This window comes from Acinetobacter sp. 789_lipA (assembly GCF_058242845.1).
The window spans coordinates 925,943-943,334 of record NZ_JBZAYS010000001.1; the positions used below are offsets into that span (position 1 = coordinate 925,943).

The window sequence follows — 17,392 nt, forward strand, 5'->3', positions numbered from 1 at the left end:
AGTATTTTATGTCGCCATCTACGCCTGCTGATCAAGCAAAAAAGTTAATTAAAGTGCCAGAAATGCGCCGTATTAAGCACATCCATTTTATTGGGATTGGTGGTGCGGGTATGTGTGGTATTGCTGAAGTGCTCAAGAACCAAGGCTACAAAGTCTCAGGTTCAGATATCAAAGCATCAAAAACCACGGCTCAGCTTGAAGAAAACGGCATCAAAGTCTATATCGGGCATACGGCTGAAAACATTCAAGGGGCAAACGTGATTGTGGTGTCGACTGCAATTGATGCAGAAAACCCTGAAATCAAAGCAGCCATTGAAACGCGTACACCTGTGGTGCGCCGTGCAGAAATGCTGGGTGAGCTGATGCGCTACCGTCATGGGATTGCTGTTGCAGGAACACATGGTAAAACCACGACCACTAGCCTTGTCACGTGTATGTTGGCAGAAGAAAATCTAGATCCAACCTATGTGATTGGTGGTTTGCTGAACCGTACTGGTGTGAATGCTGCGCTGGGCGCGAGTCGTTTTATCGTGGCAGAAGCAGATGAATCAGATGCGTCATTCCTACATTTGCAACCGATGGCCACCATCGTGACCAATATTGATGCAGACCACATGGACACCTATGGTGGTAGCTTCGATGTCCTAAAAGATACCTTTGTACAGTTCTTACAAAAACTACCGTTTTACGGCTTGGCTGTGGTGTGTGGCGATGATGCCAACATTCGTGAAATCATGCCGCGTATTGGTCGTCCATTGATCACGTATGGTTTTAACGAAGACAATGACATTCGTGCAGTGGATATTGAACAAGAAGGCATGCAGTCGCACTTTACCGTATTACGTAAAGATCGTGAGCCTTTACGTTTAACCATTAATTTGCCGGGTTTGCATAATATTTTAAATGCGCTTGCAGCAATCGGTATTGCAACCGATGAAGGTGTCTCTGATGCTGCGATTGCACGTGCGTTAGAAAGTTTCAGCGGTGTAGGTCGTCGTTTCCAAGTACAGGGCGAATTTGACATTGAAGGCGGTAATGTGAAATTGGTGGATGACTATGGTCACCATCCAAAAGAAGTTGAAGCGACCATTAAAGCGGCACGAGCAAGCCATCCAGACCGCCGTTTAGTGATGATGTTTCAGCCACACCGTTTTAGCCGTACCCGTGACTGTTTCGATGACTTTGTGGATGTACTGTCACATGTCGATCAGTTGTTGCTGCTCGAAGTCTATCCTGCGGGTGAAAAACCGATTGTGGGGGCAGACAGCCGATCATTGGCGCGTAGTATTCGTTTACGTGGTGATGTAGAGCCGATTTTGATCGATCCAGTCGAAGGTAATTTGCAGCATGCGTTGAAAAAAGTGTTACAAGCGGATGACTTGTTATTGACGCAAGGCGCAGGTAATGTGGGGGCTATCTCGGTTGAGCTTGCAAGCAATCATTTATATTTAAAATAATCACGTTTTGTGATTACTCAATGAATAAAACAGTCATAAAGTTTAAGGATATCAACGTGTCAAATGCTTCAAAATTCGGCAAAGTAGCGGTGTTGCTTGGTGGTAAGTCTGCTGAGCGTGAGGTTTCTCTAGATAGTGGTGCAGCTGTACTTGAAGCATTGGTTCGTTCGGGTGTAAATGCAGAGGCTTTTGATCCGCAAGAGCGTAGTGTGACCGAATTGGTCGGTTATGACCGTGCGTTTATTGTGTTACATGGTCGCGGTGGAGAAGACGGTCAAATCCAAGGGGTCTTGGAGTGGCTCAATATCCCGTATACCGGAACAGGCGTACAGGGTTCTGCTATTGGCATGGATAAAGTTAAAACCAAGCAAGTTTGGCAGGGTTCAGACTTACCGACAGCACCCTATCGCATTATTAGCCAAGAGTCAGATTTAACTGAAGTGGTGGCGAATTTGGGTCTTCCACTGATTATCAAGCCAGTACACGAAGGTTCAAGTGTCGGCATGAGTAAAGTTGAAAAAGCAGAAGATTTGGCAGCGGCAATTGCCAAAGCGACCCAACACGATGCTGTGGTGATGGCTGAAAAATGGATTACCGGACGTGAATTCACGATTTCATTTTTAAGTGGTCAACCACTACCTGTGATTCGTCTACAACCGCCTGCGGATGTGGCTTTTTATGATTACGAAGCGAAATATCAGCGTAATGATGTGGAATACGGAATTCCGTGTGGCTTAAGCGCTGAAGAAGAGCAAAAGTTGCAAGCGCTTTGCCTCCGTGCATTCCAAGCGGTAGGTGCAAGTGGTTGGGGCCGTATTGATGCGATGCAAGATGAGCAAGGCAATTTCTGGTTATTAGAAGTGAACACAGTCCCAGGGATGACCAGTCACTCTTTGGTGCCGAAAGCAGCAAATGCAGTGGGTTATAGTTTTGATGCGCTTTGTGTCCAAATTTTAGAGCAAACACTGACAGGTGCGGCTCACTAAATGGCGCAATTACCTGCTTCTATGCGCCGTAAACGCGCAGCGATTACTTCAATACACGATAAACCACCGACGCGTAAGGAAAAGCTTACCAACTTTGGTGGTTGGGTGATGTTGGTCGTTGCCGTGGCGGTGCTGTTGGTTGGTATTTATGGCTTATATCAAGTCATGACAGATGCACGTGTGGCCGAACTTGATGTGGTAGGCGTACGTTCTGAGGCGGAAAAAAATCAGGTGATGGGACATGTTTCAGCAGCCATTACTCATAATTATTTCACCTCAGATTTAGAAGAAATTCGTGATCGTACTTTAGAGTTGGGTTGGGTCGATCGCGTGGTGGTTTCGCGCGCATGGCCGAATGCGATTCGCGTTCGTGTTATGCCACGGCATGCAATTGCACGTTGGGGGACGGGGCGTCTCTTAAGTGACAGTGGTGACGTATTTAGCGAAGTGACGCCGAAAAATAATCAGAATTTGCCTTTATTACACGGCCCAATCAGTCAGTCTAAAATGATGATGCGCCGTTATAATGAAATTAATCAATTATTCCAGCCAGTCAACCTTCGTTTAAAAGAACTATATTTAACGGAGCGTATGACTTGGTTTATGCAGTTCGATTCAGGTTTACGTGTTATCGTAGATCAGGATCAAACCATGAGTAAGCTGCAACGTTTGAGTTATTTGGCTCAAAGTGATTTGAAGCCAGTTTGGGCCAAAGTATCTGCCATTGATTTGCGTTATCGGAATGGCTTGGCCATCCAATGGAAGAGTGCTGCCGCACCAAAGATAGCAAATGGTCATTTTGTTGTAACGATTGATGACACAAGCATTGCAGGTGGAGCAGCAGCAAAGCCATAATACTTGGCTTTAAAACAGAGGCATAAAGCCATAAATTAAACAAACATGTGATGGTAGTAGTAAATAATGAATGAAGCGGTTCCCTCAGTTGTTGCGATTGACATTGGGACGCACAAAGTTTCAGTTTTGATTGGTAAGGTACATGCGCCAGACAATATCCAAGTGATAGGAATGGCAACTGCTCGTAACCGAGGCATGAATAAAGGAAAAATTGTAAGTCTTGATAAAGTCATTACAGCGATAAAAAATGCCGTGCAAGAAGCAGAAGATATGGCTGAATGCCGTGTTCATTCCGCGTGGGTCTCAATCCCAAGTGCCGAGTTAAAAAGCTTTTATGCCTCTGGACGAACGCCAGTTGAAAATACTGACCATACAATTACAACAAGTGAAGTGGTTCGTGCATTAGAGTTGGCCAAAGCCAGCCACATGACCTCGGATCATTATTTGGTCAGCGCTGTTCCACTGGGCTTTGAGCTGGATGACTCCACTGAGTGGGTACAAAACCCAATACGGATGTCTGCACACAGCATGATTGGTCATTATCAGTTGATGATGTTACCGATTAGTACCATGCAAAACCTTGATCGGGCATTAAAAGGCGCGAACATCGGGGTGGAGAAACTGGTGGTGTCTTGTCTGGCAACGGCAGAAGCGAGCCTACTCAAAGATGAAAAAGAGTATGGCGTTTGTTTAGTCGATATTGGTGCAGGTACCACCAACATTGCGGTGTATTTAGATGGTCGTTTAGCCTTGACGCATACGTTGCAGCGTGGTGGCGAACATGTCACCCGTGATATTGCTGCTGTGTTACAAACCACCACTGAAGAAGCTGAGCGAATTAAATTACTCTATGGGTGTGTCGACATTAAGTCGGTTAAACCGGATCATATGATTCAGATCCAAGGGATTGATGGTCCGCAAACGATTAGTCGTATTGAGCTGACTGAAATCGTGATTGCGCGTTATGAAGAAATCTTAGGCCAAGTTCGCCAAGAACTAGAGCGTAATGGTGCGATTCATGGTTTGTATCACGGTGTGGTGTTAACTGGTGATGCCAGTCAAATCGAAGGGATGGTGACGTTGACTCGTCGTATGTTGGGTGTGTCTGCGCATTTGGGTAATCCACCTGTGCAAGTGACAGCAGATGAGCAAAATATTGCCGCACTGCGTCGCTCTCAGTATGCCACTGCCGCAGGTTTATTGATGTTTAGTCAGAGCGAAACACAAGAAACCATAGTGGAACCAGAAGATACAGAAAAACTGTCCCTGATTAAACGCGTTGGACGTGCTTGGTCTGGACTCAATGAAAAGCTGAAATCTGTTTTTTAAGTTGAATTTTTTTGGAATATTGTTAAGAAGTTGTACAACGCATCGCTTAAACTTGACAAGCTATGGCTTGCACAGCATGCTTAAAAGCAATTTTGTTTATTAAGATCAAGGCAGTATACGGGCTTAAGTGACTGCCAATAACGAATTAGGAAATCTATAGGTCATGGCCTCATTTGAATTTTTAGAAGATGATCAAACCGATAGCAACGGTCAAGCCCGTTTTACTGTGTTTGGTGTTGGTGGTGCAGGTGGTAACGCCGTACAACACATGCTTGAGTCAGATATTCAAGGTGTAAAATTTGTATGTGCCAATACGGACAAGCAAGCGCTAGACCGTATGAATGCACAATTCAAGATCCAGTTGGGTGAGCAAAGTACCCGTGGCTTGGGTGCGGGCGCCAATCCAAATGTCGGTCAAGCAGCGGCTGAAGAAAGTCGTGACTTGATTCGTCAACACCTTGAAGGCACTGACATGGTGTTTGTCACTGCTGGTATGGGCGGTGGTACAGGTACAGGTGCTGCGCCAGTGGTTGCTGAAATTGCCAAAGAAATGGGTATTTTAACCGTAGGCGTGGTAACGACACCGTTTAACTTTGAAGGTAAACGTCGTCTTCAGTCTGCTGAGCAAGGCATTGAAGCATTAGAAGCGCATGTAGATTCTTTAATCATCATTCCAAACCAACGTTTGTTAAAAGTTTTCCGTGACATCTCAATGAAAGATGCCTACAAAAAAGCGGATGATGTCTTATTAAATGCGGTCCGTAGTATCTTTGATTTGGTGGTACGCCCAGGTCATATTAACCTTGACTTTGCTGACTTGAAAACTGCGATGAGCACACGTGGTTATGCCATGATGGGTGCGGGTTTAGGTCGTGGTGAAAACCGTGCACGTCAAGCAGCCGAACAAGCGATCCGTAGTCCATTACTAGATAATGTCACCATTATGAATGCCAAAGGGATTCTGATTAATGTGACGGGTGGTGATGACGTCACGTTTGGCGAAATTGAAGAAATTACTGATGTTGTGAACCAAATTGTCGATCTAGACGAAGGCCAAGTCTTCTATGGAACCGTATTTGATCCAGATGCGCGTGATGAAATCAGTGTCACTGTCATTGCAACAGGTTTAACTCGAAATTCAGCAGATTCTGCTGAGCCAGTGAAGCGTCCAAATGCACATGTGCAGGTAGCACAACATGGGCATGCAACGCAAGCGGTTGTTGAAGATGATGATGTGCCTGCAATCCAGCGTCAGAACCAAGACGTGGCTGCTGCAGCGAGTTCTGCATCGACAGTGAGTGCTGCACGTCCAACACCAATGAGTATTCAAGATTACTTGAAAAATCAACAACGTAAGTAGTATTTGTCTATGTGCTTAAGCCACATGTGATGAAGAAAAGGTAGTCTCTGACTACCTTTTTGTTTTTTATCAATGGCTAAATATGCTAACGTATAGCGGTTTAGTGGTGAGATGATATGAAACATGTTGAAACAAAGAACTCTACAACGTGTCGTTAAAGCAAGCGGCATTGGTTTGCATAGTGGTCAAAAAGTCTTAATTAACTTTGTACCACATCATGCGGACGGAGGAATTGTGTTTCGTCGTATCGATCTCAATCCACCCGTCGACATTCGTGCAAATGCGATGTTGATCCAAGAAGCCTTCATGTGTTCAAACTTGGTTCAAGAAGATGCCAAAGTCGGTACCATTGAACATGTCATGAGTGCAATTGCAGGTCTAGGTATTGATAACTTGATCATTGAGGTGTCTGCCTCTGAAGTCCCAATTATGGATGGCAGTGCAGGTCCGTTTATTTACTTGCTCATGCAAGGTGGCCTCAAAGAACTGGATGCCCCTAAAAAATTTATAAAAATACTCAAACCTGTTGAAGCTCTCATTGACGACAAACGCGCCATTTTCCGCCCGCATGAAGGTTTTCAACTCAATTTCACCATTGACTTCGATCATCCTGCTTTTAAGAAAGAATATCAGTCTGCCACTATCGATTTTTCAACCGAAACCTTTGTTTATGAAGTCAGCGAAGCCCGTACTTTTGGTTTTATGAAAGATTTGGACTATCTCAAAGCCAATAATCTCGCTTTGGGGGCAAGTTTAGACAATGCCATTGGCGTCGATGAAACCGGTGTGGTGAATGAAGAAGGTTTACGCTTCTCAGATGAATTTGTTCGTCACAAAATATTAGATGCGGTGGGGGATCTTTACTTGCTCGGTCACCAAATTATTGCCAAATTTGATGGATATAAGTCTGGGCATGCTTTGAATAATCAATTATTGCGCAATGTCCAAAGTGATCCAAGCAGCTATGAAATTGTAACATTTAATGACGAAGATCAGTGTCCAATTCCTTATGTGAGTGTGACTTAAGTCATTGTCTTTATTGTGTGATGTTATATTGTAACAATGTTAAGTGTGATGAATTTATCATTTTAAAAACGCAATTCTGAAGCGGGTCGAGACGAGGTTACTTTTTTTTGCTTGCCAAACGGCGCATTGCTTGGCTAAGCTTAGGGTCGCTCACAAAGTCAGCAGCATCTCGAATTAAGTCTTGAGTTTCTGTGCTTAACGATCTTGAAATAGATTGTATCTTTGCGGGTGTTTGAGAGGGGATTCTCAAACGAACTTGGAGTTTTTGTAGGTCTTTAAACTCATCAAGTTCCGACAGTTGTGCAATATATTGTTTTTGAAGGTAACCAAGTTGACTAATCATCGCTTGATTTTCGCCGGTAATCGTCAAAATACCATATTGATAACAAACAACCTGCCACTGCTCTGGTTGCGGTAGGATAGGTTGAATCAGTTTTGTAAGTTTCTGCCATGCAGTTACTTGCTTTGAGAGAAACGTTAAGTTTCCTGTTTTTATGTGTTTTCTGGTTTGTTGAAAGAGATTCACTGGTTCGGACATACATATTTCCTTCATGTTAATGTCTTAATCTTATGCGCTTCTTTCGGTAGATATCAAGGACGAGATCACGCAAGAAACATTCGTAAGAACAGTTTTAAGAGGTTTTTTATGCATATGCGACGTATTTTGTTGGCTTTTTCTTTTGCGGCATCGGCTGCTTCAGTAGCCTTCGCTGATTTGGTAGAACTCAATACAAATAATGCATCTTCGGATCGAATTGAGCAATTGACACGCACTTTATCAGAAGGTGCTTATACTGAATCTAATGATATTGATGTTCCTGCCGAAACGAAAATGACGGTTCAGCTCCGTGAAAAGACGGTTGAACTTAACAATGCTTCACTGGCGAAAAAATACGGTTCGGAATCCTCTGCAAAAAGTTTTTCAAATAATCCATATTCGTGGTTAGTGACACACCCACTTCCAAGCGCACGTGTTAGCTCAAGTTATGGCGGCCGTACCATGAATGGTCGTGCTGAGCGTCACTCAGGTCTAGATCTTGCTGCGCCAAGCGGTACACCGATTTATGCGACAGGTCCAGGGATTGTGACCAAGTCAGGTTGGGGTACGGGCTATGGTCAATACGTTGAAATTAACCATGACAATGGTTACATCACGCGCTATGCCCATGCATCACGTTTAATTGCTCGTGTTGGCGACCGTGTAGACGCGGGTGAACATATTGCCAATGTTGGTTGTACAGGTCGTTGTACTGGCCCACATTTACACTATGAAGTAGTTAAAGATGGTCAACGCAAAAACCCATCGACTTATCTAGCAATGTTGCCTTAAATCCGATTTGATCGATGATCCGAACTTACCGTTGGTCTGATGCTTGAAAAAGGAATACAGCTCTGACGAAATCTAAGTTAGCATCAAAAAGCAGCATTAAATGTATAAAAAACCGCCTAAATTGGCGGTTTTTTGTTATCTTGGGTAACGAATGGTCAATGACTATTTAGTTGCTAAATAGTATGGCTCAGCCATATTCAGCTGTAGCGATACTCTTATAGGACGAAAGTATGATACATATTAGCGTATAAGATTAGGATATCGAAATAGGTGAATTATGGCGTTTTATGGTGATACTGACGCGCAAGAAACGCAAGAATGGCAAGATGCGTTTGACTCCGTTTTACAACACATGGGGACTGAGCGTGCAGCTTTTCTACTAGAAAAACTGTATCAACAAGCAATCGCTAAACATGTCCCTATTCAGCGTTTAAACACGCCTTATTTAAATACAATTTCAGTGGCTGAAGAACCTGCAATGCCAGGCGATCAAGACATGGAGCGTCGTATCCGTGCGTTGATTCGTTGGAACGCCTTAGCGATGGTACTCCGTGCCAATAAAACGGGTGATGACTTAGGTGGTCACTTGGCAAGTTTTGCATCTTCAGCAACATTATATGATGTGGGTTTTAACCATTTCTTCCGCGCGAATAGTGATAGCTTTGGCGGTGACATGATCTATTATCAAGGTCACTGTGCGCCAGGAATCTATGCGCGTTCATTCCTTGAAGGTCGTTTGACTGAAGAGCATCTAAACAATTTCCGTCGCGAAGTGGACGGTGTTGGCTTACCTTCTTATCCGCATCCATACTTAATGCCTGATTATTGGCAGTTCCCAACGGTATCGATGGGTCTTGGCCCAATCATGTCGATTTACCAAGCACATATTCAAAAATATTTGATGAACCGTGGTTTGATTAAAGAAGAAAATCGCAAAGTTTGGGCATACCTTGGTGATGGTGAGATGGATGAGCCAGAAAGCACAGGTGCAATTTCACTTGCGGGTCGTGAAAAATTAGACAATCTCATTTGGGTTGTAAACTGTAACTTACAGCGTCTAGACGGTCCAGTACGTGGTAACGGTAAAATTATTCAAGAATTAGAATCTTTATTCCGTGGTGCGGGCTGGCGTGTCATTAAAGTGGTTTGGGGCCGTCATTGGGACCCACTACTGGCTAAAGACAGCACTGGTGCTTTAAAAGCGGTTATGGAAGAAACACTGGATGGCGAATACCAACGCTTACAAGTGAAGGGCGGTGCATATGCACGCGAAAAATTCTTTGGTAAATACCCAGAAGCGGCTGAGTTGATTAAAGATTTAAGCGATGAAGATATTGATAATCTAAATCGTGGTGGTCATGACCCGTATAAAGTTTTTGCAGCCTATGCAGAAGCATGTACAGCCAAAGGTCAACCAACTGTAATCTTAGCGAAAACTGTAAAAGGTTATGGTTTGTCTGATGAAATTGAAGCAGTAAACAAAACGCATCAAATCAAAAAGATGCAAATCGAATCTTTAAAATATGTGCGTGATCGCTTCAATTTGCCATTTAACGATGAGCAATTAGAAGAAGTGCCTTTCTATCGTCCAAGCGAAAACTCGCCTGAATTGAAATATATGAAGGCACGTCGTGAAGCACTAGGTGGTTATTTGCCTGCACGTCGCAAAGAAAGTGAACAGTTGGCTATTCCAGAACTTTCTGTCTTTGATGCAGTATTAAAAGGCTCACAAGGCAAAGAACAATCAACCACCATGGTGATGGTTCGTTTAATTGCTGCATTGTTAAAAGAAAAAGCAATTAAAGACCGTGTTGTGCCAATCGTTCCTGATGAAGCACGTACTTTCGGTCTAGAAGGTATGTTCCGTCAGTTAGGTATTTATGCAGCCAATGGTCAGCATTACACGCCTGAAGACCAAGAACAGTTGATGCATTACCGTGAAGCAAAAGATGGTCATATGCTTCAAGAAGGCATTAACGAAGCAGGTGCAATGAGCGCTTGGGCAGCATTGGCAACCAGTTATTCAACCAATAACTTACCCATGATTCCAATGTACATGTACTACTCTATGTTTGGTTTTCAGCGTATTGGCGACATTGCATGGGCTGCAGGTGATGCACAAGCACAAGGTTTCTTATTGGGTGCAACAGCAGGTCGTACCACGCTAAACGGTGAAGGTTTACAACACCAAGATGGTCACTCGCATATTTTAGCCAATACGATTCCGAACTGTGTGTCGTATGACCCATGTTTTGGTTATGAATTAGCAGTTATTGTGCATGATGGTTTACAACGCATGTATGTGAACCAAGAGCGTATTTTCTATTACTTAACGGTAATGAACGAAAACTACGAGCATCCTGAAATGCCACAAGGTGCTGAAGAAGGCATTAAACGTGGTATGTACTTACTTCAAAAAGATGAAAAAGCCACTGTTCAGTTGATGGGTTCAGGTGTAATTCTGCGTGAAGTCATTAAAGCTGCTCAAATCTTACGTGATGAATACCAAATCCATTCAAATGTATTTAGCGTAACAAGTTTCAATGAACTTGCACGTGATGGTATGGCATGTGAAGAATACAACCGCTTGCATCCAATGAGCGAGAACGTGAAAGAGGCTTGGGTGACTGAGCAACTGCGCGGCACAGAAGGGATCGTAGTTTCTGCAACAGATCATATGCGTGCTTATAGCGAACAAATTCGTGCATATCTTCCAGACAACCGTCCATTCGTAGCATTGGGTACAGATGGTTATGGTCGTTCAGATTCACGCGCTAAATTACGTAGCTACTTTGGTGTAGATGCTGCACATATTGTGGTTGCCACACTGAAGAAATTGGCTGATGAAGGTGAGGTGGATGCACGCTTAGTGAAAGATGCCATCTCTACATTTGAATTAGATACGGACCGTCCAGTAGCTTGGGCTCCTCAAGCAACGCCATCTGTACACGCTGTAGCTGACTACAAAGAGGAGAAATAAGTATGCAAATTACAACTCCTGATATTGGTGTAGATAAAGCCGTTGTTGCTGAAATTTTGATCAAAGTTGGCGATACCATTGCGGTTGATGACAGTGTTGTTCTATTAGAATCAGACAAAGCATCTGTTGAAGTGCCTAGCACTTCAGCAGGCGTTGTTAAAAGCATTTTAGTAAACTTAGGTGACTCTGTTGCTGAAGGTGCAGCGCTGATTGAGCTGGAAGCCGAGGGACAAACTGAAGCGCCAGCAGTACAAGCACAGGCTGACGTTGTACAAGCTGAAGAAAAGACTGCACCCGCTGCTGTTGCTGAAACGGTTGCACCCGCTGCCACTACAGCATCACAAGTGATTGATGTGCAAGTGCCAGATATTGGTGTGGAAAAAGCAACCGTTGGTGAAATTTTGGTGTCGGTTGGCGATCAAATTGACGTTGATCAAAGCATCCTTGTGGTTGAGTCAGACAAAGCGACTGTGGAAGTCCCGAGTACGATTTCAGGCACAGTGGAATCAATTAGCGTTCAAGTTGGTGACAGTGTTAAAGAAGGTGTGGTGATTCTGACTGTAAAAACAGCAGCTTCAGTTGCACCAGTGACTGCTGAGCCTACGCCAGTTGCAACACCTCAAGCCACCACTGAAGCTCAGCCTGCTGAAGCGGCGCCACAAGTTGCTGCTGCGCCTGTAGGTGCAGTTGAAATTGCAGTGCCTGACTTGGGTGTGGACAAAGCGGCTGTTGCTGAAATTTTGGTGTCAGTAGGTGATACGGTTGAAAAAGACCAAAGTATCATCGTGGTTGAATCAGACAAAGCAACGGTTGAAGTACCAAGTACAACAGCAGGTGTGATTAAAGCCATTCATGTTGCATTGGGACAAAATGTATCGGAAGGTGTGGCTTTGGTGACCATTGAAGGTGAATCTTCATCAGCACCCGCTGCTGCACCTGCGGCGGCTTCTGCTCCAGCGCCTAAAGCTGAAGTTAAAGCGCAGCCTGCGCCAGCAGCACAGTCAGTTGCGGCTCCTGTGTCAGAACAGGGTGCAGACAAGCTGACGAAAGCGCAGAATGACGCCAATGCGAAAGTCTATGCAGGCCCAGCTGTACGCAAGCTGGCGCGTGAATTAGGCGTCGTATTGTCTGAAGTAAGCGCATCTGGCCCGCATGCGCGTGTCATGAAGGAAGACCTGAAAGCATTTGTCAAAGCGCGTTTAACTGCGCCTCAGGCTGCTCCAGCCGCTCAGGCTGCTGCTCAAGTTTCTGGCTTGCCAAAGCTTCCGGATTTCACAGCGTTTGGTGGTGTAGAAGAGAAAGTGCTGACACGTCTGCAACAAGTCTCTATTCCGCAGTTGTCTTTAAACAACTATATTCCGCAAGTAACTCAGTTTGATTTGGCGGATATTACTGAGCTTGAAGCTTGGCGTAATGACCTTAAAGGTAACTTTAAGAAAGATGGTATTAGTTTGACCATTATGGCTTTCATTATTAAAGCTGTTGCGCATTTGCTGAAAGAAGAGCGTGATTTTGCCAGTCACTTGGCTGATGATGGCAAGTCTGTGCTCTTGCGGAACGAAATCCATATGGGCATTGCTGTAGCAACACCAGATGGTTTAACCGTTCCTGTACTCCGTAATCCAGACCAGAAATCGATTAAAGACATTGCGGTGGAGCTCGGTGTATTGGGTCAGAAAGCACGTGATAAGAAGCTTTCGCCGAAAGATCTACAAGGTGCAAACTTCACGATTTCAAGCTTAGGTGCAATTGGTGGTACGGCATTTACACCATTGGTGAACTGGCCACAAGTCGCGATTTTGGGGATTTCTCCAGCGACGATGCAACCCGTATGGAATGGTCAAGGTTTTGATCCGAAACTGATGTTACCGTTGTCACTGTCTTATGATCACCGTGTGATCAATGGGGCCGATGCTGCGCGCTTTACCAATAAGCTGACCAAGTTGCTGAAAGACATCCGTACTTTGCTGATCTGATGATCTGGTTTTTTGGCCTGTAGGTTTCTCTTCTCAAAAGAGAAAAATAGCGGCTGGAAGCACTGCAAAAATACTTCAATAAAGACTCTGCTTCGGCAGGGTCTTTTGTATTTAGAGATTGCCAAAAAACGTATTTTCGCCTAACATTGTGTTACTTCATTGGGGAGTAGCCGCTGTTCCTAAGAACAGGTGATGATCAACATATTTGCTCTAAAACGAGCATGGTCATCATAGCAAAGAACCAAATGAGCTTCTAAAGAGCTTTCTTTTGTTGGCAAGACCTTTGATTTACCACTCTGCAGATTTTTGGCTAGCAGGAGAGGTGAGTCATTGGTATTTGTTATGCTAGCCAGAGAAAGACATCATGTATGAATTCCTCCTCTCTACAGCCATCGTGGCTTTAGCTGAAATGGGCGATAAGACCCAACTGCTCGCATTGTTACTTGCTGCACGTTTCCGTAAACCCGTCCCAATTCTATTGGCTATTTTGCTGGCGACCATTATTAACCATGGCGTCTCTGCTGTTTTAGGCCAATGGATCACCACAGTTTTAAGTCCTGATGCGCTGATCTGGATTCTCTCGATTGGTTTCATTGCTATGGCAGGTTGGATGTTGATTCCTGATCAGTTGGATGATGAGTCAGGCAGTATTAAGAAATGGCAGAAACTAGGGGTATTTGGCGCAACATTTGTGCTGTTCTTCTTGGCCGAAATTGGAGATAAAACTCAAATTGCGACAGTGGCTTTAGCAGCACGTTTTGACAGTATTGTTTGGGTGATGTTGGGTACGACTTTAGGGATGATGTTGGCCAATGCGCCAGCGGTCTTTATTGGCGATAAGTTGGCGACCAAGTTGCCAATTGCCTTAATTCATAAAATTGGTGCGGCCATTTTCTTGGTCATTGGTGTTGCAACACTTATCCAGCATTATTTCTTCTAATTCACCGTAGAAAATAAGAATCCCGACTTAAAAAATCGGGATTTTTTATTGAAAAATGATCTTCAATTTATTGATATATCAAATGATATTGGTCGCAAATGCATTGTAAGTTTGTGTAAATCCATATATGTTGTAGGTATTAAAAAGTCTTTTAAGAAAAACAGCATTTTGAGGGGATGGGCATGGCATTTGACCGCACAACGTCACAGGTTTTATATGATGATGGCACACATAAGTGTATTAGCTTTACCAGCTTGGTCAAAGGCGAGGGTGTACAGGCAAATCAGTTTTTAATTATTGACCATGAGCGTGCAGCAGTCTTAGATCCCGGTGGGGACTTAACCTATGTACCGTTGACCATGGAGTTGAATAAATATACCCGTTTGACCAATCTTGATTTTGTGATGGCCTCACACCAAGACCCTGACATTATTACCTCAATGCCGCGTTGGTTGGTCTATACCGAAGCGAAAGTGGTGGCTTCTAAACTTTGGGCACGCTTTCTACCGCATTTGAACTCTGCCTTTATGAGTGAGCGGATGAAAGGCAACTGGTTGGACCGATTGGTGGAATTACCTGACCACGGTCAGGTGATTACGTTGGGGCAGTCTTCGATTATTGCTGTGCCTGCCCATTTTCTACATTCGGTAGGCAATTTTCAGTTTTATGACCCAATTGCCAAGATTCTATTTTCAGGCGATATGGGGGCATCGATGGTGGATGATGCCTCAAAACCTTTGGAAAACTTTGCTGCGCATATTCCTAAAATGAAAGGGTTTCATCAGCGCTATATGTGCAATAACAAAGTGATTCGTTTATGGGTCAATATGGTCCGCACGATGGATGTCGAAATGATTGTACCGCAGCATGGTACACCGTTTATTGGGCAAGAGCAGATTCATCAATTTTTAGACTGGATTGAGACTTTGGAGTGCGGTACAGACTTGATGGATGAGAGTGTTTTTACCTGTCCAACTTAAGTGATAAAATAGTCGTAAATTTTGCTTGTTTGGCAACCACAATTTTTTTAATATTTTCTTCCAAAAAAAGTTTTTGAAAATGAGAATATAAAGGATGTTGTCTCAAGTTCCAACGGAAGATGCCTGTTTAAGCTGCGGGGCATGTTGTGCCTTTTTTAGAGTCTCATTTTACTGGGCTGAAGGCATTTCAATGCCTGAACATTACACAGAGCCAGTGACGGCTGTGTATTCATGCATGGCTGGAACCAATCAAGCCAGCCCACGCTGTATTGCACTGCAAGGTACCATTGGTGAGCAAGTTAGTTGTGGGATGTATGAACAGCGTAGCTCTTCATGTAAAGAAGTTCAAATCGCTGATGATCAATGCAACAAAGCGCGACGTGCGCACAATATGATTCCATTTGTGCAATTGGAAGCGAGCATTGCCGTCAATGATGAAGGTTTTGATCAAGTGTGTTAATCGGTAAAAGCAGAGTCAAGGCTCTGCTTTTTTAGTTTTAGAAAGTAAATCAAATTCATCTTAAAACAAGAAATAAAAAATAAAGGTGAAAATGAAGGTGTCAAATAAAATATGGGTTTTATCACTTTATTTTCTAAGATAAAAAAATAAATTTTCAATTGAAATGAAATTTAAGTTCATATTTGTTTATAATAGCGCACGGAAATTACCAGTGAGACTGCCATGTTGACCATCGTTCAAGACGCGTTAACTTTTGATGATGTCCTATTACTCCCTGCCTATTCTACTGTTCTCCCAAAAGATGTCTCATTAAAGACACGATTCACGCGCGGCATTAATTTAAATATCCCCCTTGTTTCAGCAGCAATGGATACGGTGACTGAATCACGTATGGCGATTGCGATGGCGCAAAACGGTGGTATTGGTATTTTGCACAAGAACATGGATATTGCTGCACAAGCTGCAGAAGTCCGTCGTGTGAAAAAATTTGAAGCAGGAATGGTGAAAGATCCAATCACTGTGACACCTGAAACTACAGTGCGCGAATTGATCTCGATTACTCAAGCCAACAACATCAGCGGTGTACCTGTTGTGAAAGATGGCAAAGTGGTCGGTATTGTCACAGGTCGCGATACACGCTTTGAAACGAACCTTGAGCAACCTGTAAGCAACATTATGACCGGTCAAGATCGTCTCGTGACGGTTCGTGAAGGTGAGTCGAAAGAAAATATTCAAGCTTTACTGCAAAAGCACCGCATTGAAAAAGTTTTGGTTGTTGGTGAACACAACGAACTCAAAGGTTTAATTACAGTCACTGACTTCCGTAAAGCGGAAAGTTATCCAAGTAGCTGTAAAGATGATCTTGGTCGCTTACGTGTGGGCGCTGCCGTCGGTACAGGTGTAGAAACACCAAGCCGTGTAGAGGCTTTGGTTGAAGCGGGTGTAGATGCAATTGTCGTAGATACGGCGCATGGCCACTCTGCGGGTGTGATCGAGCGTGTACGTTGGGTGAAAGCGAATTACCCACAAGTCCAAGTGATTGGCGGTAACATTGCAACTGGTGATGCTGCATTGGCACTCCTTGATGCAGGCGCAGATGCGGTCAAAGTCGGTATCGGCCCAGGTTCAATTTGTACCACTCGTATTGTGGCGGGTATTGGTATGCCGCAGATTTCTGCGATTGATAGCGTGGCTAATGCACTAAAAGATCAAATTCCATTAATTGCAGATGGTGGTATTCGTTTCTCTGGCGATATGGCGAAAGCGATTGGCGCGGGTGCGAGTACGATTATGGTCGGTTCACTCCTTGCTGGGACTGAAGAAGCGCCAGGTGAAGTGGAATTCTTCCAAGGTCGTTACTATAAAGCGTATCGGGGTATGGGGTCATTGGGCGCGATGGCAGGCGCAACAGGTTCTGCGGATCGTTATTTCCAAGACTCTAAAGCAGGTGCTGAGAAACTTGTTCCTGAAGGGATCGAAGGTCGTGTGCCATACAAGGGACCAATGGGCAACATTGTGCACCAAATGATGGGCGGTTTACGTTCTTCTATGGGTTATACAGGTTCATCTGTGATTGAAGATCTTCGTCAAAATGCGAAGTTTGTGAAAATCACTTCGGCAGGTATGTCGGAGTCACATGTTCACGACGTGACGATTACCAAAGAAGCACCGAACTATCGCGTTGGCTAATTCAGCTATACCAATTGTTCAAAG

The 17,392-nt window shown here is 44.0% G+C and carries 14 protein-coding genes and 1 riboswitch; of the genes, 13 read left to right on the plus strand and 1 reads right to left on the minus strand.

Annotated features, from left to right (window positions below):
• Positions 1 to 8: 8 nt before the first annotated feature.
• From murC to lpxC, 6 genes are all read left to right on the plus strand, one after another.
• Positions 9 to 1,457: a UDP-N-acetylmuramate--L-alanine ligase gene (murC, locus tag AC4CUZ_RS04375; RefSeq protein ID WP_004691731.1), complete on the plus strand. Its 1,449-nt coding sequence runs from the start codon at positions 9 to 11 to the stop codon at positions 1,455 to 1,457.
• A gap of 56 nt (positions 1,458 to 1,513) precedes the next feature.
• Positions 1,514 to 2,443, plus strand: coding sequence for a D-alanine--D-alanine ligase (locus tag AC4CUZ_RS04380; RefSeq protein ID WP_490747308.1), 930 nt, complete (start codon positions 1,514 to 1,516; stop codon positions 2,441 to 2,443).
• Positions 2,444 to 3,298 carry a cell division protein FtsQ/DivIB gene (locus AC4CUZ_RS04385; protein WP_490747309.1) on the plus strand — a complete coding sequence of 285 codons (855 nt, stop codon included), beginning with the start codon at positions 2,444 to 2,446 and terminating at the stop codon, positions 3,296 to 3,298.
• A gap of 66 nt (positions 3,299 to 3,364) precedes the next feature.
• Entirely contained in the window at positions 3,365 to 4,627 is a 1,263-nt protein-coding gene (ftsA, locus tag AC4CUZ_RS04390; protein ID WP_004691727.1) for a cell division protein FtsA, read from the plus strand.
• Between the two features lie 163 nt (positions 4,628 to 4,790).
• On the plus strand, positions 4,791 to 5,987 hold the full coding sequence (gene ftsZ / locus AC4CUZ_RS04395; RefSeq protein ID WP_004691726.1) for a cell division protein FtsZ: 1,197 nt from the start codon (positions 4,791 to 4,793) through the stop codon (positions 5,985 to 5,987).
• Between the two features lie 123 nt (positions 5,988 to 6,110).
• Positions 6,111 to 7,013, plus strand: a complete 903-nt coding sequence (lpxC, locus tag AC4CUZ_RS04400) for a UDP-3-O-acyl-N-acetylglucosamine deacetylase (RefSeq protein WP_062031958.1) — start codon at positions 6,111 to 6,113, stop codon at positions 7,011 to 7,013.
• A 97-nt stretch (positions 7,014 to 7,110) separates the two neighbouring features.
• Here the strand turns inward: lpxC and AC4CUZ_RS04405 are convergent, their stop codons facing one another.
• Complete coding sequence (locus tag AC4CUZ_RS04405; protein WP_004691724.1) at positions 7,111 to 7,551, minus strand: hypothetical protein; 441 nt, start codon at positions 7,549 to 7,551, stop codon at positions 7,111 to 7,113.
• A 108-nt stretch (positions 7,552 to 7,659) separates the two neighbouring features.
• Between AC4CUZ_RS04405 and AC4CUZ_RS04410 the strand changes: the two genes are divergently transcribed.
• The 7 genes from AC4CUZ_RS04410 to guaB all read left to right on the plus strand — a co-directional run bounded on the left by AC4CUZ_RS04410 (position 7,660) and on the right by guaB (position 17,368).
• Positions 7,660 to 8,343 (plus strand): M23 family metallopeptidase, encoded by a 684-nt coding sequence (locus AC4CUZ_RS04410; RefSeq protein ID WP_490747310.1) that lies wholly within the window; start codon positions 7,660 to 7,662, stop codon positions 8,341 to 8,343.
• A gap of 277 nt (positions 8,344 to 8,620) precedes the next feature.
• Positions 8,621 to 11,323, plus strand: a complete 2,703-nt coding sequence (gene aceE / locus AC4CUZ_RS04415) for a pyruvate dehydrogenase (acetyl-transferring), homodimeric type (RefSeq protein WP_058951535.1) — start codon at positions 8,621 to 8,623, stop codon at positions 11,321 to 11,323.
• A 2-nt stretch (positions 11,324 to 11,325) separates the two neighbouring features.
• Positions 11,326 to 13,299, plus strand: coding sequence for a 2-oxo acid dehydrogenase subunit E2 (locus AC4CUZ_RS04420; RefSeq protein WP_490747311.1), 1,974 nt, complete (start codon positions 11,326 to 11,328; stop codon positions 13,297 to 13,299).
• 139 nt (positions 13,300 to 13,438) lie between these two features.
• Positions 13,439 to 13,588: riboswitch (yybP-ykoY riboswitch) on the plus strand.
• Positions 13,589 to 13,663: 75 nt separating this feature from the next.
• Complete coding sequence (locus AC4CUZ_RS04425) at positions 13,664 to 14,239, plus strand: TMEM165/GDT1 family protein (protein WP_490747312.1); 576 nt, start codon at positions 13,664 to 13,666, stop codon at positions 14,237 to 14,239.
• A 182-nt stretch (positions 14,240 to 14,421) separates the two neighbouring features.
• Positions 14,422 to 15,219 carry an oxygen-binding di-iron domain-containing protein gene (locus AC4CUZ_RS04430; RefSeq protein ID WP_004691719.1) on the plus strand — a complete coding sequence of 266 codons (798 nt, stop codon included), beginning with the start codon at positions 14,422 to 14,424 and terminating at the stop codon, positions 15,217 to 15,219.
• A gap of 94 nt (positions 15,220 to 15,313) precedes the next feature.
• Positions 15,314 to 15,679, plus strand: a complete 366-nt coding sequence (locus tag AC4CUZ_RS04435) for a YkgJ family cysteine cluster protein (protein ID WP_078388319.1) — start codon at positions 15,314 to 15,316, stop codon at positions 15,677 to 15,679.
• Between the two features lie 222 nt (positions 15,680 to 15,901).
• Positions 15,902 to 17,368 (plus strand): IMP dehydrogenase, encoded by a 1,467-nt coding sequence (gene guaB / locus AC4CUZ_RS04440; RefSeq protein ID WP_004691717.1) that lies wholly within the window; start codon positions 15,902 to 15,904, stop codon positions 17,366 to 17,368.
• Positions 17,369 to 17,392: the final 24 nt, after the last annotated feature.